Source organism: Sulfurovum sp. (genome assembly GCA_020525365.1).
GTDB lineage: Bacteria > Campylobacterota > Campylobacteria > Campylobacterales > Sulfurovaceae > Sulfurovum.
Window position 1 is genome coordinate 187,424 of sequence record JAIZOF010000001.1, and the last position, 19,665, is coordinate 207,088.

The following is a 19,665-nucleotide window of genomic DNA, read 5'->3' on the forward strand; positions in this document are numbered from 1 at the left end:
GTGAAAATTATGCTATCTCAAGCAGCTATCTACGAATATCTCAAAAATCAGTATTCAGCACCCAGTGCTTCTTTGCTTCTTTGTAAAAATGATAAAGAGGCAAGTCAGATTGCTGACGTGGCAATACTTCTTAACTATAGCACATTTGTGCTACCCGATATTCGTACTAGTACGGGAGAGAACTTACGAAGCTATTCAGAAGAGATACAGCAGTTTATGCTTACTTTGACAAGGTATCATAATTCGTCACAGAGTAATACATTACAATCTACGAGACATCCAAAGCTTCTCATCTCCCCTATCAAAACCATATTGCTTCCTTTTCCAAAACCAGAATACTTTTCTCAAAAACAGATTACATTTGGCGAGATGATTGACCTGAAGGCATTTAAAGATGAGCTTTACCATTGGGGTTATCATTTTACTGATATTACTGTAAGTCGTGGAGAGGTTTCATTTCGTGGAGATATCATTGATATCTTTCCTATTCAAAGTGAGAATCCTTACCGCATTTCGCTCTTTGATGAGGAGATTGAAAGTATTTATATGTTTGATAAGAATAGTCAAAAACGTATTGGAGAAGAGATAGAAAGCTTTGAGATGACACCAGCATTTTTAGCATTAGATGATATGCAGTATAAAATGCTCAAAAATAGGTGTAAATGTAGTCCATATGAGAGTTTTGTTAAAGATATTGATGCGCTTGGATTGTGGCATCTTGATACGCTTGGAGAGAGTGCATTAGTGCAGCACAAAGCATTACTTGCCCATAACCTTGATGAGGAGATTAATGAGATTTATGAACTTGATTTTCCACTGATACCACGTAAAGATTTTCTACTACCTACTATTCCTGAAGCTAAAACTTATCGTGATCTTGAGGTGGCAGATCCCAATAAGTTACTCGAAGCTCATAAAGAGAAGCAGATTATAGTTTTGGCAAAGAATGAGAGTGTTGTTCGTGGTTCTCAACTGAGTAGTTTTGAAAATATTGAGTTTGTCTATCAAGAGGGTATTGTCAATATCATGGGATCAGAGCAACTAATTCTCTCTTTAAATAAACCAATTAAGCGTAAAAAAGTTAAAAAGTCAGCCATTGTTCTTGATGAACTTAATCTTGGTGATTATGTGGTGCATGAAAACCATGGTGTAGGGATATTTAAAGGGATTGAAAAACGAGAAGTACTTGGCGCTACTTCAGAATTTGTATCTATTCAGTATCACAATGAAGACATGTTATTTATTCCTGTAAGTAATCTTGAAGTGATAGATCGTTATATAGCAGAGGGAGGGGCTTTACCTATCCTTGACCGTATGGGAAAAGCAAGCTTTAGCAAGCTTAAAGCAAAGGTTAAAGAGAAACTTTTTGCCATCGCCTCACAAATTATCAATCTATCTGCACAACGACATCTTAAAAAGGGCATTATACTGAAGGTACCAAGCGAGCATGCCATATTCATGTCTAAAGCAGGATTTATACATACAGAGGATCAAGAGCATACCATTATGGAGATGCTTGATGATATGCAAAGTGGTCGTATGATGGATAGACTACTCAGTGCTGATGTTGGTTTTGGAAAGACAGAAGTAGCAATGAATGGAATATTTGTAGTAGCAAGGAATGGATATCAAGCAATGATGATTGCCCCTACAACCCTATTGAGTGCACAACACTACAAGAGCCTAAAAGAGCGTTTTTCTGGTTGGAATATTTCAGTGGCACGATTTGACCGTTACACAACAGTCAAAGAGAAGAATGCGATTCTCAAAGGACTTTCTGAAGGAAATATTGATGTAGTAGTAGGTACTCATGCGCTACTCAAGGCAAAATTCAAGAGCCTTGCGCTTGTAGTCATTGATGAAGAGCATAAGTTTGGAGTGAAGCAGAAAGAGACACTCAAAGAGATGAGTATCGATACTCATCTACTCTCGATGTCTGCTACACCCATTCCTCGTTCACTTAATATGGCACTATCTCAGGTTAAGTGTTTTTCTGAAATTCTGACGCCACCAACTGAGCGTCAAGGAGTACGAACTTTTATTAAAAGTTATGATGACAAGGTAATTAAAGAGGCAATTTTACGCGAATTGCGCCGTGGGGGGCAGATCTTTTATGTTTTTAATGCTATTGCTGGTATTGAAGAAAAGAAAAAAATACTACTAGAAATATTACCCAAACTACGTATTGCAGTACTTCACTCTAAAATTTCTGCAAAAGAGACTGAAAATGAAATGATAAAATTTGAAAATGGAGAATATGATGTGCTGCTCTCTACTTCTATCATCGAGTCAGGTATTCATATGCCACATGCTAATACAATCATTGTCGATGGTGCGGATAACTTTGGTATGGCAGATCTCCATCAGCTTCGTGGACGTGTTGGGCGTGGAGAGAGAGAAGGTTATTGTTACTTTATAGTTACCAATAAAGAGCACCTAAGTGAAAATGCTAGACGTAGGTTACTTGCACTTGAGTCACACTCTGACTTGGGTAGTGGTGCCGTGCTAGCATTTCATGATCTTGAGATTCGTGGGGGTGGAAATATTATTGGAGAAGCACAAAGTGGACATATTAAGCAGATAGGCTACAGTCTCTACTTACGTATGCTTGAAGATGCTATTTGTGAACTAAGTGGTCAGAGCAAAGAAGTGACTAGGCAAGTTGATATGAAGTTAGCCGTACAGGCATATCTGAGTGAAGAGCTTATTGTAGAGGATAGATTACGCTTAGAGCTTTATCGTAGGTTGGTACAGTGTGAGACAGCAGGAGAGGTGTATGAGATAGAAAATGAGATTGCTGATAGGTTTGGAAAGCTTGATACCATTACTCGCCAGTTCATTGATGTGATGGTCATGAAGGTACTTGCCAGAGAACAGGAAATATCTAAAGTCTCTTCCTATGGTGAGAATATCTTTATTGAGTTTGCTCAAGAGGACAAAGCACGTGTGACACTTAAGGCACGAAGCAAAGATGATGATGATATTATTATTACAGCAATGGGATATTTAAAAGAAAAAAAGTGCTGTTAAACTTTAGTTAGCCTCGCTCAAGTATAATTTGCACTATCAACTATTCAGGAGAGAACCTTGAGTCAAACAATTCAAAATATTAGAAAAGAGATTTCCAAAGTTTTGGTCGGACAAGACAAGATGGTAGAGGGGCTACTTGCAGGTTTACTCTGTCGTGGACATATTCTGCTTGAGGGGGTTCCAGGGCTTGCTAAAACTACGGCAGTCAATGCTATGGCAAAGACACTTGGATTGAACTTCAAGCGTGTACAATTCACACCAGACCTGCTCCCTTCTGATATTATTGGAACAGAGATATATGATCCATCCAATAATACATTTAAGATTAAACAAGGACCAGTTTTTACCAATTTGCTCTTAGCCGATGAGATAAATCGTGCACCAGCAAAGGTACAGTCAGCCCTTTTGGAAGTAATGCAAGAGCGTCAAGTAACTATTGGTGATGAGACCTTTAAAATAGACCTACCATTTTTGGTTATGGCAACACAGAATCCTGTTGAACAAGAGGGGGCATATGAGCTTCCAGAGGCACAACTTGACCGTTTTATGATGAAGGTAGTTGTGGGCTATAATACTAAAAAAGAGGAACTTGAGATTGCCCGACGTGTAGCAAATAGTAGCTTTGAAGAGATACAGCAAGTAGCAACCAAAGAGGATCTTGAACGTATCCGGAAGGAAGCGATGGAAGTGCATATGGATGAAGAGATGGAGAAATATATTATCGAACTTGTTGCAACTACCCGTAATCCTAAAGCCTATGGGCTTGAGGAGCTTGAGGCATTCATTGAGTTTGGTGCTAGTCCACGTGCGAGTATCGATATGTACAAAGCTTCTCGTGCTATTGCTTACCTTAAAGGACAGGACTATGTTTCACCACTTGAGATTGCCTATATTGCTAAAGAAGTACTACGACACCGTATTATCCTCAGCTATGAAGCACAAGCAGAAGATGTGACACAGGATTATATTATTGAAAAAATATTAGCTGCTGTACCCATACCATAGACAGTAGCAATAAATAAGTTTGAAAAATAAAATATTATCAGAGGAAATGGTTTGAACAAAGCAGTTAAGAAGATTGCCTTAAAGACCAAAAAGCAGGTTTATGGTGATATGCTTGGAAACAATGCTTCACTTTTTCAAGGTGAGGGTTTTGAGTTTGCTGAGTTGCGTGAGTATGTCTATGGAGATGATATCCGAAAGATTGATTGGAAGACAACTGCAAAGCTTGGTAAGCCTTTTGTTAAGATTTATAAAGAGGAGCGTGAACTCAATGTAGTTGTAGTGACAATCATGAGTGGGTCAATCTATTTTGGTACAGTGAAACAAAAAAGTGATACTGCTGCAGAGATAGTGGCAACATTGGGTTTCTCAGCAGTTAAAAATGCTGATCTTTTTTCACATTTAATTTTTGCAGATAAGCTCTATAGCATTAGTAAACCAAGCAAGAAGCTCTTTTCGGTACATAAGGCAGTTGAAGAGGTGATACAATTTGATCCGTTAGGAAAACCAGCAGATTATAAGGCACTGGTAGAAATGCTTAATAGTCGCCTAAAAAAGAAAGCACTGCTTTTCATTATCTCAGACTTTGTTGGTGATATTGACTTGAAACTTTTAAGCAAGAAGCATGATGTTTTTGCTGTGATGGTACGCGATAGGTTTGAAGAAGATCCAAATGAATTGGGCTATTTGCGTCTGATAGATATGGAGACAAAGCAGAGTCTTGAAGGCAATATTGATAGCAGTATGTTAAAGCATTATAAAAAGGCATTACTTAAAAATGATGAGAAGCTCTACAGACAGTTCAAGAAGCAGGGTATACGTTTTACAAAGGTTTATACCCATGAAAATGCTGCAATCAATCTGATGAAGAGGATGAAGAGATAATGAATGAGCAAAACCTTACGGCGCAATTAAGAGATATTAAGCCACTGCTTGAGATTCCCGATAGTAGTTTCTATCTTTACTGGGGACTGATTGGTTTGGGAATATTATTATTTTTAATTACTCTTTTTTTTATTGCAAAAAAGTTGTGGGAGAATCGTAAGATTAATAAGGCCAAGCAGTATCTTGTTGCACTTAAATCTATTGATTGGAGTGATAGCAAGAAAGCTGCCTATAAGGCGACACACTATGCAAGGCTTTTGGCAACAGATGATCGGCGAAAAGAGCTTTTTTCGCAACTTGAGCCGATGCTAGAGAAACATAAGTATAAAAAAGTGGTTGATCAAGTCGACCAAGATACACTCAATAAATTTAATCTTTATGTGCAGGTAGCAGATGAGTCAATTTAGTTTTGAATATCCATTAATATTTTTAGTTATATTGCTCTTTGTGGTGTGTGCCAGATGGTGCAAGGAGCGGAGTCGTGCAATCTTTTTCCCTCATGTGGCAACACTGATTGTAGGAGAAAAACACAAAAGTACTTTGTTGTTATGGTTAAAATGGGTTGGTATTGTTTTGGCAATAACAGCATTGGCATCACCGGTGATTACAAAGAGTTATACCAACTCTAAAAAAGAGGGGCACGACATTGTGCTGGTTATTGATAGTTCTGATTCGATGCGTCAAATAGGTTTTGACCGCAACAAACCACTTAATAATAAATTTGATGTGGTTAAAGAGGTGGTTGAAGATTTTATTGAGAAGCGAGAGAATGACCGTATTGGTATTGTGACTTTTGCTGATGTAGCATTTATTGCTTCGCCGTTGACTTTTGAGAAAAAGTTCCTAACTGATATTACGCGTATGCAGAAGCTTGGTGTGGCAGGAAAACGTACCGCTATTAATGATGCACTTGTACAAGCATATAATCTTTTGAACAAGAGTAAAGCCAAGAGTAAGATTATTATTCTTCTGACAGATGGTATTGACAATATGAGTAAAGTGCCATTTCTTGATGTTAAGAGTATGATTGAAAAACAAAAAGTAAAACTCTACACTATTGGTATTGGTGGATTACATGACTATGATGCACAGTACTTAGAAGCTCTTGCTAAAGCAGGACATGCAGAAGCATTTGGTGCACGTGATGCCCATATGCTAGAGCAGATCTATGCCGAGATTGATAAGATGGAGGCAAGTAAACTCAACAATAAAAAGGTTATAGAGCATACTTACCTTTACGTCTACCCACTCTTTTTAGCAGTACTAAGTTTATTGTTGTTTCTCTATTTTAGAAATCAAAAAGGAGTATAGGAGAATGAAGAACAATAAAGGCATTGTGCGGCAGTACAAATCAACACCCTTTGCTTTTTATTCCTTATTCTATACTTGCCAAAAAGAGGAGGTGCTTTGATGGAATTTGTCTATCCATATCTTTTTTGGATCATGATCATACCTTTTGTTATTTTTATGGTATTGGTCTCAACCAATAAAGAGCATCTTTCACGTATTTTTGATACCAAAGTACTAAAGCGTTTAAGTGCAGGAGACGAGAGTATGCCTCAGAGATTGCGTAACATTATTCTTTTTATGGCAATCTTCTTTATGATTGTGGCACTGGCACGCCCTGTGGTGAATGAAGGTGAGAAGAGTGTGCAGATACAGGGGTTGACAGTATTGAGCGCATTGGATATCTCTGGTTCAATGCGAAGTAAAGATACTTACCCTAATCGTTTAGAGTTTGCCAAAAAGAAAATGATGACATTCTTTGATGACATGCCAAGTGATGAAGTTGGTGTGGCAGCATTTGCTTATAGCTCTTTTGTGCTTGCCCCTTTTACCAGTGACAAAGAGACACTTAAAATGATTATTGAGGGAGTTGATGACTCCTATATTAATATGGGTTCAACTGATTTTGCAGCACTAGGTGAGCTAGCAGCAGAACTGTTGAAAGAAAAAAAGCCAAAAATTCTTGTACTCTTTACTGATGGTGGAGACGAAGAAGCAATTGCTGGTTTTTCTGATATTCTCAAGGAAAATAAGATAGACCTCTATGTAGTACTGGTAGGTACCAAGCAAGGAGCACCAGTACTTGATACTAATGGCAGGACAATGAAACTCAAAGATGGTAGTATCGCTATTACTCAGCGCAATGATGCACTTGGACTCCTTGCTAAAGAGAATGGTGCCTATGTAATTGCTGGGAACGGAAAAGGTGATATGAAAAAACTTACCAATGTAATACATGCAAAATATAAAATGCAAGAGCAGGGAAAAGTAAAGATATATCAGCGCAGTGAGTATTTTTACTATCCATTGGCACTGGCACTACTTTTATTAATAATAGGGTTGAGTTCGCTACCACAATTTTCAATGAACAATGGAGGTAAATCATGAAGTATAAAAAATATTTAATATTTTTTACCCTTTTTTGTTCTTTGTCTACTACCCTCTATGGAAATTTGACAGACTTTAAGACTATTAAAGAGGCAAAACAAGCCTACAGTGAAAAGAAATATACCAAAAGTGCAATGCTCTACGACTCTCTAGACAAAGCACTTCCGCAAAAGTCATATGATGCAGGTAATGCTTACTATAAGTCTAAAAACTATGATGCATCACTTAAGGCATATGAAATGGCTAAAGGCAAAGGAGTTGATGAGGCACAGCGTTTACACAATGTGGGAAATGTTCATTTTATGAAAAATGAATTGGATAAGGCAATTGAAGCCTACGAGAAGGCACTTCACATCAAAGAGGATAAAGATACTCGCTTTAACCTAGAGCTTGCAAAGAAAAAAAAGAAACAACAAAATCAGAAGAAGAAACAGCAGCAAAAACAGAATAAAGATCAGAAAAAAAACAATAAACAGAATAAAAATAAAAATAAAAAAAATCAAAAAAGGCATGATCAAAACAACAAGAAGCAAAACAATAAGCAAGAAGATTCTAAAAAGAAAAAAAATCAAAATAAGAAAGATGATAAGAAAAAACGTAAGTCTGGCAAAGAACAAAAACCTAAAAATAAAAAAGAGGATCAGGCTTCTAGTCAGACCAAAGAACAGAAAAAGAAGATGAATCAGGAAGAGAAACTCAAGCAAGCAGAGTTAAAGCGTCTACTTAAGAAGATGGGACAAAAGAAGGCTCCAACAATGATGTATCAGATGGGTGGCAGAAGAAAGCCCAAAAAGAGAAAGGATATAAAACCGTGGTAAAAAACAGTATAACAAATACTATAAGGAACTATCAATGAAAAAATTATTATCGATATTATGCATTTTTTATTGTTCGATAACCACTCTTCTCTCGGCGGCAAGCGTGGAAGCAGTAGTGAGTCCAAAAGAAGCTGTACAAGGCAACCCTGTACAGCTAAAGATTATTGCTGAGGGTGAAGGGATTGGGTTTCCACAAATTGATACCATTAATGGTGTACCAGTAGAGAGTAGAGGCATGACACGACAGACCTCTATACAGATTATTAATGGAAAAGAGACACAGACACACACAACTACTCTTGTTTTGACCTTTGCGCCCAAAAGTGATATGACTATTCCTGTCTATACAGTCAAAATAGATGGAAAAGAGTATCAGACTAAGCCAATTGCTTTAAAGGTTACAAAGTCAACTGCACCACAGGGTCTCAACAATGAAGCATTAATGTTAATGATGAAAGTGGATAAGCATGAGATCGTTATGGGTGAGCCAGTAGTGGCAACAGTCTATTTGTCTGTACGTAGTGATATGCGTCTTTCAAATCGTTCACAATATAATCGTCCCTCTTTTAAAGGATTTTTCATCAAAAATACAGGAAAGCCTAAATTTTACATGAAGGGCAATTATCGTATTAGAGAATTTAGATATATTCTTATGCCACAAAAAGAAGGACACTACATACTTGATTCAGCAACTGCTAGAGTGGCATTACTCAATGCAAATAGAAGAAATATATTTGGTCACTTTTCTAATAGAAGATGGAGAGAAGTACAGTCAAATACATTTGATATTGATGTAAAACCTATACCACAAGATACTGACTTGGTAGGGCATTTTTATATTGAGAATAAGATTGATAAGACAGAGACCAAAGAGAATAAACCAGTTAATTTGACTGTGACTATTGAAGGGGATGGCAACCTTGAAGATTATGAAATGTTAAATTATGATATTGATGGAGTAATGATCTATAGTGATGATGCAGAGGTATCAACTAGAGTGATTGGAACGAAGCTTAAGAGTACCTATATCAAGAAATTTACTTTTATTGGTGATCATGATTTTAAAATTCCATCACAAATATTGACAGTATATGATCCTCAAAGTAAAGAGACAAAAATACTGAAGATACCCGAATATAACATTAAAGTAGAGGCAAGACATGCCACAACTACGACAGTTTCTGCCTCTAAGGCCAAAGAGGATCATCCTGGAGAGATTCAGACCAATTTAAAGCTATCTTCAGCTGATATGGGCGAGCATAGTGCCAAAGAAACTATGACTGTTGAGAAGATGCCCTCATGGTGGATGCTCCTTATTGCATTTTTTGTGGGCATAGTAACAACATATTTGACAACAAAGTTAAAATGGCAACCTAAGGTAGCTACATTCAACGAGAAGGATGCCCTAAAAGTACTCTATGCCCACATGAGTGAAGACCCCAAGGCTGAAGCAATGGTTCGCAAGCTTTATGCCAAGAAAAATGGACAAAAAAATATTGTTATTGATAAAAAAGAGCTTAAGGCACTTATGAAGAAATATATAAAGTGAAATTGCAATAAGGAGGGGACATAAACCATCTCAAAGAATGTCATGAAGCTTATTTGCCTCCTCCATCCATGCATTGAGTGATTCCCACTCTTCGTTCTCTACCATTTTTTTACATAGTTTTAGTTCTTTTTGAAAATATCCAATTGCTTCAAGTATATTTTCCTTATTTTGTCTAAAGACATCTTCCCACATATTAGGGCTTGACTTGGCAATACGACTCATATCTCTAAATCCACCACCTGCAAGAGCAACAATGCTTTCTGGGTCTTCTTGTCGCATAACAGTATTGGCAAGCGCATAGCTGAGTGCATGAGGCATATGAGAAATAAATGCAGCATGCCTGTCATGCTCCTTGGTCCCCATATAGACCAACTTCATACCAATTTTAGTAAAGAGATTTTTAGCAGTTTTTTGTTGGTTTTTTCCACTTTTTTCTATATCACAAAATACAATGACTTTTTCTTTATAAAGATCAGAGAGGGCAGCAGTAGGACCAAACTTTTCTGTCCCAGTCATGGGGTGAGCGGTGACAAAAAGATGTCGTATCTCTTTTGGAATACTCTCAGAAATCTTTGCTTTAGTGCTCCCTAAATCAATTACAGTACAGTTAGCATTGGTAGGTTTGAACTCTTTGATAATAGCAATGATGCTATCAACTGGGACTGTCAAGATGATAATATCACAGTGACTAAGTGCTTCAAGGGAATCGACTATTTCATTTACTAGTCCCAACCTCAATGCCTGTGAACAGTGCCTTGGATTGTGATCAAGCCCGATAAAGTAGTAGGAGGAATGTGTCTTCTTGAGTGCAAGAGAGAGTGAGCCTCCCATAAGCCCTAGTCCAACAATACCAATCTGTGTTACCGACATATTTTTCTCTTTGTGGTGAGATGTGCCTTGGAAGATACCAGCAGCAGATACGTTACCAAGATTATAGCATTTTTTCATACACCTCTTATTGAAAAAACGCTAAAATTCAAATAAATTTTTCATGTAGGAACTACTATACCACAAGGTGATTTTGTGATCAAAAAAATTCTACTCTCATGGACGTTAATAAGTTCTTTTTTACTTGCACAGAAGATTATACAGATTAAGTTTGAAGGGTTAAGTCATCTGTCTTATCGGGCAGCACTTGAAGTGGCAGGCTTACAAGTTGGTGATGAGATAAGCATTAAAAAAGTGAATAAGGCAATTGTTAATTTCTATAACCAAGGTTATTTTGAGGATGTATGGGTTGACAGAGAAAATAAAAAACTTATCTTTCACTTTAAAGAGAAGGTAGCTATTGCTAATGTGGAGATTGAAGGGGTAGGATCAGAAGATGAAGCCAATAAATTACTTCAGAGTATTGGATTAAAAAAAGGTGATTTGTATGATGAGAGACGTATTAAAAAGGCAAAAAAACTTCTTTCTAAACAGCTTCAAGCTATGGGAAGCTATGATTCGGTGATCGAGGTAACTAAAGCCTCTGTAGGAGATCATGCTGTATCACTGGTTTTTAGTGTAAATATGGGAGAGAAGATTAAGATTAAACAAATTAACTTTATAGGTGCAAAAGCATTGAATGGAAGTGAACTTGAGTATCAGCTTGCAAACAAAGAAGAGGATTTTTTAGGATGGATGCCTTTTCGGAATAATGGTGAGGCACATGTTGACCAGCTAGAGTATGATGCATATAGGCTTAAAGAAACCTACATGAAGCATGGGTATATTGATGCCGAAGTAAGCAAGCCACTCATGAGAGTAGACTACAGCAATTATACTGCTACAATTGATTATAGAATTAAAGAGGGATTGCAGTATCGTATTGGTGAGGTGGGTATCTCTAAGAATATACCAGAAGTGGATACCCAAAAGCTTCTTTCTGAATTTAAATCAAAACAAGGAAAAATCTTTAACGTGAATTATATGCGTAAAGATATGGAAATGATAAAAAATACTGTAGGTAACCTTGGATATGCCTATGCAAAAATTTCCCCACAGATGCGAAAAGATGAGGCAAAAAAGGTCATAGACCTTCAATATATTGTACAGTTAGGCAAGAAAGTACATGTTCGTGATGTTCTAATCTCGGGGAACAATAGAACAAAAGACCGAGTAATTAGACGTTGTATCTATTTGGCTCCAGGAGACTTTTTTAGTACGATAGATCTCAAGGATAGTAAAAATGCACTTGGACGGACTGGGTTTTTTAAAAATGTAGATATCCAGAGCCAGCGCATTTCAGAGGATGAGGTTGATCTTCTTGTTAAAGTTAAAGAGACTTCAACAGGAACAATTTCTTTAGGAGGTGGCTATGGATCCTATGAGAAATTGATGCTTAATACCAGTGTCTCTGAAAAAAATCTTTTTGGTACGGGGATTACCGGAAACTTTCGCTTTGATGTTTCCAAAATTTCTAAAAGTTATAATCTCTCTTTTGTAAACCCAAAAGTATGGGATAGTATGTATAATTTAGGAATGACTCTCTACAAAAGAGAGCGTGAATATCGTGACTTTAATAATACAGAAGATGCATTATGGATGGAAGATACACTAGGCGCTTCACTCAGAATTGGTAGGCAATTTTATAGACATATCCATGCCTCAATAGGGGCAGGGTATACTGACAATCAGTCTGAATACAATGATAATACAGATAAGAGTAGCTATCTGACACGATTTCTTTATGATGATAAATATACAAAAGTATCAAGTTTTGTAAGCCTCTCTTGGGATAATACAGATGATTATTATGTTCCTCGTGAAGGCTATATTGGCTCTATCAATGTAGAGCTTGCTTCAATAAATGGTTTGGATTATAATACTACTATTTATCCAAAAGGTTATGGTAATTTTGTAAAGATTGATACAAAGTTTGGTATTTACTATGGCATGGAAGACTGGATTGATTATGATTTAATATTACGCTTTAAAGCAAGGGGAACCTATATCCAAAAGGATGATGATACGAAAAAACTACCAATTGCAGAGAGAGTGTTTATGGGAGGAGTAGGCAGTGTACGAGGCTATAAGCCATACTCAATCTCTCCAAGCATGGATACTGCCAAAGATAATAAAAATAATAGAATAGGCGGTACCTACAGAACTTCTGCAACAGTTGAAGCGAGTATTCCATTCTCAGAAGCTGCAAAAATGCGTCTGGCATTTTTTTATGATATTGGTATGATTGGCTCTAGTGATAAACGATACTTTGATTCTGACACAAAAATGGTAAAAGTGAAACGCTTTGATAATATTATACGTTCATCTGCAGGTGTAGCGATAGAGTGGCAATCTGGTTTTGGTCCAATTACCCTTGTCTTTGGGTATGCCCTTGACAATAAACCAAGCGATAAAACTCAAACTTTTGAGTTTTCGATGGGGACAAAGTTCTAATCTTTTTTTCCAGATAGAGACAACTGTAGTAGATAGACAGTCAGTCTAGTCTATAGGTTTGATATGCAAGATTACTACTCTTCTTCTTGGAGCTTATTAAATTTAAACTTTAACTCCTCAATATTCTCAACATTGTCAGGGTCTGGAATGATGCAATCAACGGGACATACCGCAATACATTGTGGTTCATCATAATGTCCGATACACTCAGTACAACGGTCTGAATCAATTATATAGATTGGATCATTCTCCTCTATGGCCTCATTGGGACACTCTTCTCTGCAGGCATCACAGGCAATACATTCATCGGCAATTATTAGAGCCATATCTTCCTCGTTTATATTAATTTATACGAGTTATAGCCCAACAAACCTTATGCTTTATTTAAATAATTGTTAAATTGAAAATATTCTTAAGGGAGTGAGAAAAGTGTACCCGAAGGTACTCTGTAGGTATTGCATCAAAGTGTATGAAGTTATTCTAGCTTATTTTTTTAGGGAAACAGAAACGGTATCCCCGTCGTCTGACTGTTTCAATAGTGGTAATGTCAAGTGGTTTATCCATTTTTTGGCGTATCTGATTGATTGCTACCTCAATAACATTAGGTGTGACCAGTTCAGGCTCTTCCCAAATGGCATCAAGTAGTTGTTCTTTAGAGACAATTTGATCCTTGTGTATAGCAAGATGGGTTAGTACCTCAAAAGGTTTTCCTTTTAGCTCGATCTCATTACCTTGATAGATAATTTTCTCCTCTTCGGGATTGATAATTAGATCCTCAATTTCAATAATATTGGAAACACCAAAACGTAACCTTGCTTCAATGCGAACCAAAAGAATATCATTATCTAGTGGTTTTCGAATGTAATCATCAGCACCCGAGTATAGTGCTTCAATTTCACTCTCTTTGTCATGACGTTCGGAGATTACAATGACAGAGGTCTTGTGTGCTTCTTTTTTAATGTTACTGATAATATTGAGAGCACTGTTTGGTGAGGTAGCCCCCCACCCAAGTAGTACTAGGTCATAGTTTCGGATGTCGAGGTAGTATTTTGTATCATCTATACTTTCAGAGACATCACACTGGAAATTATTTTCAACCAAAAGGCTACAGAGTGTTTCACCCAATTGCGTATCGTCTTCCATGATTAATACTCTCATGCGCTCATACCTTATTTAAGTTATGTTTAAATTATAGCATAAAAAGGAGACTTTCTTAAAGTTTTTTTTAAATTTATATATAAAGATTGTTTTTTTTAGTAATTCCAGTGCTGAGAGAGCGCTACAGTTGCATTTTTTAAGATGTCAGGTTTGGTAATTTTTAAGTAGAGAGAAGTAATTTGAGGGAAGTCTGTGATGATAAGCATTTCAAGTTCAAGCAATGCATCCTCAAGGAGCTTATAACGTGCCCCTTGTATTTTTGTTGTAATCATATGGCACAATGTACTATAATCAATAAAGCTACCCTTTTTATAGTCATAGATAATCTCTAGGTCAATAACTACCCGCTGTGTATGTTCTCGTTCGAAGTCAAGTATACCTATGATTGCATTGAAGGTGAGTGCTTCTATATGGATGGTCATCACACTACTTTTGTTTCTTCTCTCCTGATTAGACGAACAATATTGGGGATATGTTGATAGAAGATAATGATTGTGATGATCCAAATAGGTGCATGAGAGCCAATATTAGGAACTTCAGGATAAAGAAGATAGGATGCAATTAGTAACGCAACTAGTCCAATGAGAGATGAGAGAGAGGATATTTTTAGCCCTTTACTTGCTCCTAGCCAAACAGTAATGGCAATAAGTGATGGGATGGGCATCATTACAAGAAGTACTCCAAATCCTGTTGCAACCCCTTTGCCACCTTCAAATCCTAAAAATAGAGAAAAACAGTGACCAATTACAGCAAATACTGCAATGGTCCAGAGTGTACTTTCTGGTACATTTAATGCTATGGCAACAAAAATAACAACCATTCCTTTGATTGTATCAAGAAAGAGCGTAGCTGCCCCCAACTTTTTAGCAAGCAAAGGGTCTTTCTTTTTGACTACACGTAAAACGTTAGTTGCTCCAATATTACCACTTCCGGCTTGTTTAATATCTACACCAGCAAAGCTTTTGGCAAGTAGGTATCCAAAGGGAATGCCTGAAACTAGATAGGCAACAAGGTAGAGTACGATGTTTTGATTGAAAAAGTCCATAATGATTCCACAATTGTATTGGTATATTGATTTGTGGTGCAATTTTATCCGAATTTTGTTAAAATAGCCAGACTTCATTAAGAAAGGACATACGAGATATACGGTATGAGTATTGATTTTAAGGTAGAAATTGAGAGACTTAAAAAAGATTTAAATGTGACAGTAGTGGCACACTACTACCAGCGCGATGAAGTCTTTGAAGTAGCAGATATCACTGGTGATTCACTAGAGCTTGCACGTCGCTGTAAGGCTGATAGTAATCCTTGGGTGGTTTTTTGTGGTGTCGGTTTCATGGGGCAGAGCGTTAAGGTAATTGCACCACAAAAGCGTGTTTTAATGCCAAAGATTGCCTGTTGTGCGATGGCGAGGATGATTGATGGGAGTTATTTTGATGATAGCGTGAACTATATGGTTGAACATGGCATAGCCAAAGATAATATTCTTCCTATCACTTATATTAATTCTGATGCAACTGTTAAAGCAAAGGTTGGAGAGATGGGTGGTTATGTCTGTACTTCATCCAATGCTTTTAAGATTATTGAAAAAGGATTAGAGTCAGAGAAAAAGATACTTTTTGTTCCTGATCGTTGCCTAGGACAGAACTTTGCTATCCAGATGGGATTGAGATCTTGTGTTATCGGAGAAGGAGAGTGTGACCCAAAGGAGGCAGATATTATCTGTTTTAATGGGTTCTGTTCCGTGCATCAACTTTTCACAGTAAATGATATTGAATTTTATCGTAACAAATATTCAGGCATCAAGATTGCTGTACATCCAGAGTGTGACCCTCAAGTAGTACAAATAGCAGATTTTATCGGTTCAACCTCTCAGTTAATCAAGTATGTTAATGCACTTGATCCTGAACAAAAAGTGGCTATAGGTACAGAATATAATCTTGTCAATCGTATGCGTCAGGGGAACACCTACGTGCTCTCTTCGACTAAACCAGAGTGTCCGACTATGAATGAGACGACACTCGAAGATCTCTATAATACGCTCAAGTCAATAGAGAACAAGGAACCCATAAATGAGATTCATGTTGATCAACATACGGCAAAGTATGCCAATTTAGCACTAGAGAGAATGCTGGCAATCAAATAAGCAATTAGACAAAGGGTATTAGTAAGATTTTGGTGAAAAGCTTTTATTGTAAGATTATGTACTTTTGTGTACCAAAATGAAGGGCGAAGATAATGCAAAAAAAAGAGTTTATTAAGCAGGTAGTTGAAGAGGACATAGGTAGAGGTGACCTTTTTGCACGCATTAGTGAGAGCTCAAATATTCGTGCCTATATTATTGCCAAAAGCAATGGTGTATTTGGTGGACAAGAGTATATTGAAGTCTTAGCAAAGATGTATAATTTTTCTTTGACGTGGAAGGTCGAAGATGGTTCATCTTTCAAAGAGAGCGAAAAATTACTTTATATTAGTGGTGATTCCAAAATTTTACTATCATTAGAGCGTTCTATTCTCAATATTGTTCTGCACGCAAGCTCTATTGCAACCCTAACAAGCCATTATGTGAAAATGCTTGAAGGCACAGAGGTTAAATTGCTTGATACACGCAAGACACGACCATTACTGCGAGAATTTGAGAAATATGCTGTTTGTTGTGGTGGTGGACTTAATCATCGTATGGGGCTTGATGATTGCTTGATGCTCAAAGATACACACCTCAAGACTATTAATGATCTTGGTATATTTATACAGAAGGCTAGAAAGAAGATCCCATTTACCTCAAAAATAGAGATTGAGTGTGAAAATTTTGAGACGGCCAAGCGTGCCATGATAGCAGGTGTAGAGATTATCATGTGTGACAATATGTCATTGGAAGAGATTACAGAGGTAGTTGCTTATCGTAATGCACATTACCCACACATACTTGTAGAAGCAAGTGGAAATGTTACACTTAAGACAATCAAATCAATTGCACAAACAGGAGTTGATGCTATTAGCTCTGGGTCAATTATTCATCAAGCTAATTGGATTGATCTCTCTATGAAAGTTGAATAATGTACACAGTACAGTTTCCTACTGAAGAGGTAAAAAAGAGAATTGAGATAGCACAAAGTATTTCAATTGTGACACATCTCAATCCTGATGCTGATACGCTAGGAACAGGCTTGGGAATCTATGCATTATTGAAGCATTATACTTCCAAGCATGTTGAGATTGTCAATGCCTCTGAGATATTGCCTAGCCATCTTGATTTTCTTCCTTTTTTTGCACGCATTAAACAGAAGATTGAGTTTAAAGAGAGTCTAATTATAGGCTGTGACTGTGGTAGTATAGATCGTTTTGGTTTTGATCTTCAAGATCGTGAGATTATCAACATCGATCATCATGCAAGTAATAAGATGTATGGAACAGTTAATGTAGTCTATGGAGGGTATGCCTCTGCATCACAGGTGGCTTATCATCTCTTTAAACCCATCTACCCTATTACAGCAGAGAGTGCCACCTGTTTTTATGCGGCACTTCTTTCTGATACACTTTATTTTACCACAACAGCAGTAGATGAAGAGGTGTTTCAGGTTGCCCAGGAATTAATTGGTCTTGGTGCAGATCCTGTTTGGATTGCTACAAATTTTACACAGCGCCGTTCTCTTGCCTCTTTGCGTATTCTTGAGCGGGCACTACATTCACTCTCTCTCTATCGAGATGGAAGGGTGGCACTGTTGCAGGTTACCCCCGAAGATATTGAAGCAACAGGTTCGATAATGTCAGATATGGATGGTCTTGTTGATTATGCCTGCTCATTGGCTGTAGTGGAAATAGCAGTACTGCTGATTGGACTTGCAGATGGGACACTACGCGTATCTCTTCGTAGCAAGAGGGCAGATGTAGCAAAAGTGGCAGGACGGTTTGGAGGCGGGGGACACAAGGTGGCAGCTGGTTTTATATTGAAAGATATGCAAATGCAAGAAACTATTGATACAATTTTAGAAGAAATTTCTATATTAGGATTGATAGATGACTAGAAGAAAAAAAGTGAAGCAAAAAGATAAATTAATACTTTTTTTACTTTTTCTAATTGGTATAGTGATTGGTATAAAATATCTTTATACTATGCCAGAATTTGAAAGAGAAAAGCCTATTATTGAGAGTGAAGCACATCTTTTTTGGAACTATAAAGACTCTATCCAAATTACATTTAGAGATAATATTGGTTTGAAAAGTTATAAGTTGATACTAAGTGATGGGAAAAGGTCCGAAATTATTGGACAAGGACAATTGGAAGGATATCCAAAAAAACAGACAATCCTAGTAAAATATCCTGCCAAAAGTAAGGTGCTTGATATCAAATCTAAACACTTTATTATGACAGTTAACATCACTGACAATAGCGTGTGGCACAATACTGCAACAAAGAAGATTGATATCAATATAGATTACAAGCGCCCCAATGTTAGGGTGATTGCCAACTCTCGCACAATCAATCAAGGTGGAAGTGCACTGGTGGTCTTTCGAGCAGAAGATAAAAATCTAGACAAAGTGTATGTACTAGCAAATGGACACACTTTTAAAGTACAGCCATATAAAAAAGAAGGGTATTATGCGACACTACTTGCTTGGCCGTTTACAGATAAGAATTTTGATGCAAAGGTTGTAGCAACAGATAAAGCTGGGAATAAAAAAGAAGTCCCTATTCCCTTCTATCATGTTAATATAAGATATAAGGTCTCTAAAATTCGTGCAACTAACAAGTTTATTGATGGAAAGATTGCTGATCTTTCTCTTAGCAATCCAAAATATGCTGGTATTACCGATAGACTTCAAAGACTCAAAGCAATTAATGAAACAATGCGAGAAAACAATGAGGCACTAATACATCGGCTGAGTAAATACATATCAAATAAGATGATTGACCATTGGAAAGTGAAACGTTTCTATCCTCTTAAAAATAGAAAAAAGGTTGGTAGTTATGGGGATCATCGATACTATTACTATGGTAATAAGAATAATATTATTTCTGAATCCTACCACGTAGGGAATGATTTTGCCAGCACAAAAATGGCAGATATTGTTACTTCTAATTCAGGAAAGGTTGTTTTTGCAAATACGAATGGTATTTATGGAAATATGCCAATGATTGATCACGGACTAGGGCTCTACACACTTTATGGACACTGTTCACAGATTATGGTCGAAGAGGGTGATGAGGTTTACGCTAAAGAGGTAATAGCCAAGACAGGAGTAAGCGGTCTTGCTTTGGGAGACCATCTGCATTTTGGCATTTTGATACAAGGAATAGAGGTAAGACCAGTTGAGTGGACTGATCAAAAATGGATTACTGTATTTATAGATAATATCTTCAAGAAAGCAGATCGAATGATTGCTTCTGAATAAAATCTCTAAAGTAATTTAGATACAAAAAGTATTAATAATAAATAAAAACTATTT

The 19,665-nt window shown here is 37.0% G+C and carries 18 protein-coding genes; 13 read left to right on the forward strand and 5 right to left on the reverse strand.

What is annotated here, in order from left to right:
* The first annotated feature begins 9 nt into the window (after positions 1–9).
* The 8 genes from LGB01_00965 to LGB01_01000 all read left to right on the forward strand — a co-directional run bounded on the left by LGB01_00965 (position 10) and on the right by LGB01_01000 (position 9,678).
* The gene (locus tag LGB01_00965) at positions 10–3,030 is read left to right on the forward strand and encodes a DEAD/DEAH box helicase (GenBank protein ID MCB4752797.1); all 3,021 of its coding nucleotides are present in this window, start codon (positions 10–12) and stop codon (positions 3,028–3,030) included.
* A gap of 57 nt (positions 3,031–3,087) precedes the next feature.
* Complete coding sequence (locus LGB01_00970) at positions 3,088–4,035, forward strand: MoxR family ATPase (GenBank protein MCB4752798.1); 948 nt, start codon at positions 3,088–3,090, stop codon at positions 4,033–4,035.
* Positions 4,036–4,086: 51 nt separating this feature from the next.
* Entirely contained in the window at positions 4,087–4,917 is an 831-nt protein-coding gene (locus LGB01_00975) for a DUF58 domain-containing protein (GenBank protein MCB4752799.1), read from the forward strand.
* Complete coding sequence (locus LGB01_00980) at positions 4,917–5,324, forward strand: hypothetical protein (protein MCB4752800.1); 408 nt, start codon at positions 4,917–4,919, stop codon at positions 5,322–5,324. The genes LGB01_00975 and LGB01_00980 overlap by 1 nt, the downstream gene beginning before the upstream one ends.
* On the forward strand, positions 5,311–6,228 hold the full coding sequence (locus LGB01_00985) for a VWA domain-containing protein (GenBank protein ID MCB4752801.1): 918 nt from the start codon (positions 5,311–5,313) through the stop codon (positions 6,226–6,228). Before LGB01_00980 ends, LGB01_00985 begins: the two co-directional genes overlap by 14 nt.
* Before the next feature lie 99 nt (positions 6,229–6,327).
* Positions 6,328–7,311, forward strand: coding sequence for a VWA domain-containing protein (locus LGB01_00990; GenBank protein ID MCB4752802.1), 984 nt, complete (start codon positions 6,328–6,330; stop codon positions 7,309–7,311).
* Positions 7,308–8,129, forward strand: coding sequence for a tetratricopeptide repeat protein (locus LGB01_00995; GenBank protein MCB4752803.1), 822 nt, complete (start codon positions 7,308–7,310; stop codon positions 8,127–8,129). Before LGB01_00990 ends, LGB01_00995 begins: the two co-directional genes overlap by 4 nt.
* A 34-nt stretch (positions 8,130–8,163) precedes the next feature.
* Positions 8,164–9,678, forward strand: coding sequence for a BatD family protein (locus tag LGB01_01000; protein MCB4752804.1), 1,515 nt, complete (start codon positions 8,164–8,166; stop codon positions 9,676–9,678).
* A gap of 30 nt (positions 9,679–9,708) precedes the next feature.
* Here LGB01_01000 and LGB01_01005 read toward each other — a convergent pair whose 3' ends face one another.
* Entirely contained in the window at positions 9,709–10,548 is an 840-nt protein-coding gene (locus tag LGB01_01005) for a prephenate dehydrogenase (GenBank protein MCB4752805.1), read from the reverse strand.
* Between the two features lie 153 nt (positions 10,549–10,701).
* Here LGB01_01005 and bamA point away from each other — a divergent pair, with 153 nt between their 5' ends.
* The gene (gene bamA, locus LGB01_01010; GenBank protein ID MCB4752806.1) at positions 10,702–13,059 is read left to right on the forward strand and encodes an outer membrane protein assembly factor BamA; all 2,358 of its coding nucleotides are present in this window, start codon (positions 10,702–10,704) and stop codon (positions 13,057–13,059) included.
* Positions 13,060–13,133: 74 nt separating this feature from the next.
* On the opposite strand, the gene LGB01_01015 is transcribed toward bamA, so the two are convergent.
* The 4 genes from LGB01_01015 to plsY form a co-directional block, all read right to left on the reverse strand.
* Positions 13,134–13,385 (reverse strand): YfhL family 4Fe-4S dicluster ferredoxin, encoded by a 252-nt coding sequence (locus LGB01_01015; protein MCB4752807.1) that lies wholly within the window; start codon positions 13,383–13,385, stop codon positions 13,134–13,136.
* A gap of 154 nt (positions 13,386–13,539) precedes the next feature.
* Positions 13,540–14,217: a homeostatic response regulator transcription factor HsrA gene (gene hsrA, locus LGB01_01020; GenBank protein MCB4752808.1), complete on the reverse strand. Its 678-nt coding sequence runs from the start codon at positions 14,215–14,217 to the stop codon at positions 13,540–13,542.
* Positions 14,218–14,312: 95 nt separating this feature from the next.
* A complete protein-coding gene (locus tag LGB01_01025; GenBank protein MCB4752809.1) occupies positions 14,313–14,639 on the reverse strand; it encodes a FolB domain-containing protein in 327 nt (108 codons plus the stop codon).
* Positions 14,639–15,262 (reverse strand): glycerol-3-phosphate 1-O-acyltransferase PlsY, encoded by a 624-nt coding sequence (gene plsY / locus LGB01_01030; GenBank protein ID MCB4752810.1) that lies wholly within the window; start codon positions 15,260–15,262, stop codon positions 14,639–14,641. The genes LGB01_01025 and plsY overlap by 1 nt, the downstream gene beginning before the upstream one ends.
* 105 nt (positions 15,263–15,367) lie before the next feature.
* Between plsY and nadA the strand changes: the two genes are divergently transcribed.
* The 4 genes from nadA to LGB01_01050 all read left to right on the forward strand — a co-directional run bounded on the left by nadA (position 15,368) and on the right by LGB01_01050 (position 19,611).
* Positions 15,368–16,363, forward strand: coding sequence for a quinolinate synthase NadA (nadA, locus tag LGB01_01035; protein ID MCB4752811.1), 996 nt, complete (start codon positions 15,368–15,370; stop codon positions 16,361–16,363).
* A gap of 92 nt (positions 16,364–16,455) precedes the next feature.
* Entirely contained in the window at positions 16,456–17,274 is an 819-nt protein-coding gene (gene nadC, locus LGB01_01040) for a carboxylating nicotinate-nucleotide diphosphorylase (GenBank protein ID MCB4752812.1), read from the forward strand.
* Entirely contained in the window at positions 17,274–18,242 is a 969-nt protein-coding gene (locus tag LGB01_01045; GenBank protein ID MCB4752813.1) for a DHH family phosphoesterase, read from the forward strand. The genes nadC and LGB01_01045 overlap by 1 nt, the downstream gene beginning before the upstream one ends.
* Positions 18,235–19,611 (forward strand): M23 family metallopeptidase, encoded by a 1,377-nt coding sequence (locus LGB01_01050; protein MCB4752814.1) that lies wholly within the window; start codon positions 18,235–18,237, stop codon positions 19,609–19,611. The genes LGB01_01045 and LGB01_01050 overlap by 8 nt, the downstream gene beginning before the upstream one ends.
* The last annotated feature ends 54 nt before the right edge of the window (positions 19,612–19,665 follow it).

What these genes read in the sequence shown, in the direction of transcription:
- LGB01_01005 (MCB4752805.1), bottom strand. Translation starts at nt 10,548, where the DNA reads ATGTCGGTAACACAGATTGGTATTGTTGGACTAGGGCTTATGGGAGGC.
- LGB01_01050 (MCB4752814.1), top strand. Translation starts at nt 18,235, where the DNA reads ATGACTAGAAGAAAAAAAGTGAAGCAAAAAGATAAATTAATACTTTTT.
- LGB01_01015 (MCB4752807.1), bottom strand. Translation starts at nt 13,385, where the DNA reads ATGGCTCTAATAATTGCCGATGAATGTATTGCCTGTGATGCCTGCAGA.
- LGB01_01045 (MCB4752813.1), top strand. Translation starts at nt 17,274, where the DNA reads ATGTACACAGTACAGTTTCCTACTGAAGAGGTAAAAAAGAGAATTGAG.
- LGB01_01025 (MCB4752809.1), bottom strand. Translation starts at nt 14,639, where the DNA reads ATGACCATCCATATAGAAGCACTCACCTTCAATGCAATCATAGGTATA.
- nadC (MCB4752812.1), top strand. Translation starts at nt 16,456, where the DNA reads ATGCAAAAAAAAGAGTTTATTAAGCAGGTAGTTGAAGAGGACATAGGT.
- nadA (MCB4752811.1), top strand. Translation starts at nt 15,368, where the DNA reads ATGAGTATTGATTTTAAGGTAGAAATTGAGAGACTTAAAAAAGATTTA.
- plsY (MCB4752810.1), bottom strand. Translation starts at nt 15,262, where the DNA reads ATGGACTTTTTCAATCAAAACATCGTACTCTACCTTGTTGCCTATCTA.
- LGB01_00980 (MCB4752800.1), top strand. Translation starts at nt 4,917, where the DNA reads ATGAATGAGCAAAACCTTACGGCGCAATTAAGAGATATTAAGCCACTG.
- LGB01_01000 (MCB4752804.1), top strand. Translation starts at nt 8,164, where the DNA reads ATGAAAAAATTATTATCGATATTATGCATTTTTTATTGTTCGATAACC.
- LGB01_00995 (MCB4752803.1), top strand. Translation starts at nt 7,308, where the DNA reads ATGAAGTATAAAAAATATTTAATATTTTTTACCCTTTTTTGTTCTTTG.
- LGB01_00965 (MCB4752797.1), top strand. Translation starts at nt 10, where the DNA reads ATGCTATCTCAAGCAGCTATCTACGAATATCTCAAAAATCAGTATTCA.
- LGB01_00990 (MCB4752802.1), top strand. Translation starts at nt 6,328, where the DNA reads ATGGAATTTGTCTATCCATATCTTTTTTGGATCATGATCATACCTTTT.
- LGB01_00985 (MCB4752801.1), top strand. Translation starts at nt 5,311, where the DNA reads ATGAGTCAATTTAGTTTTGAATATCCATTAATATTTTTAGTTATATTG.
- hsrA (MCB4752808.1), bottom strand. Translation starts at nt 14,217, where the DNA reads ATGAGAGTATTAATCATGGAAGACGATACGCAATTGGGTGAAACACTC.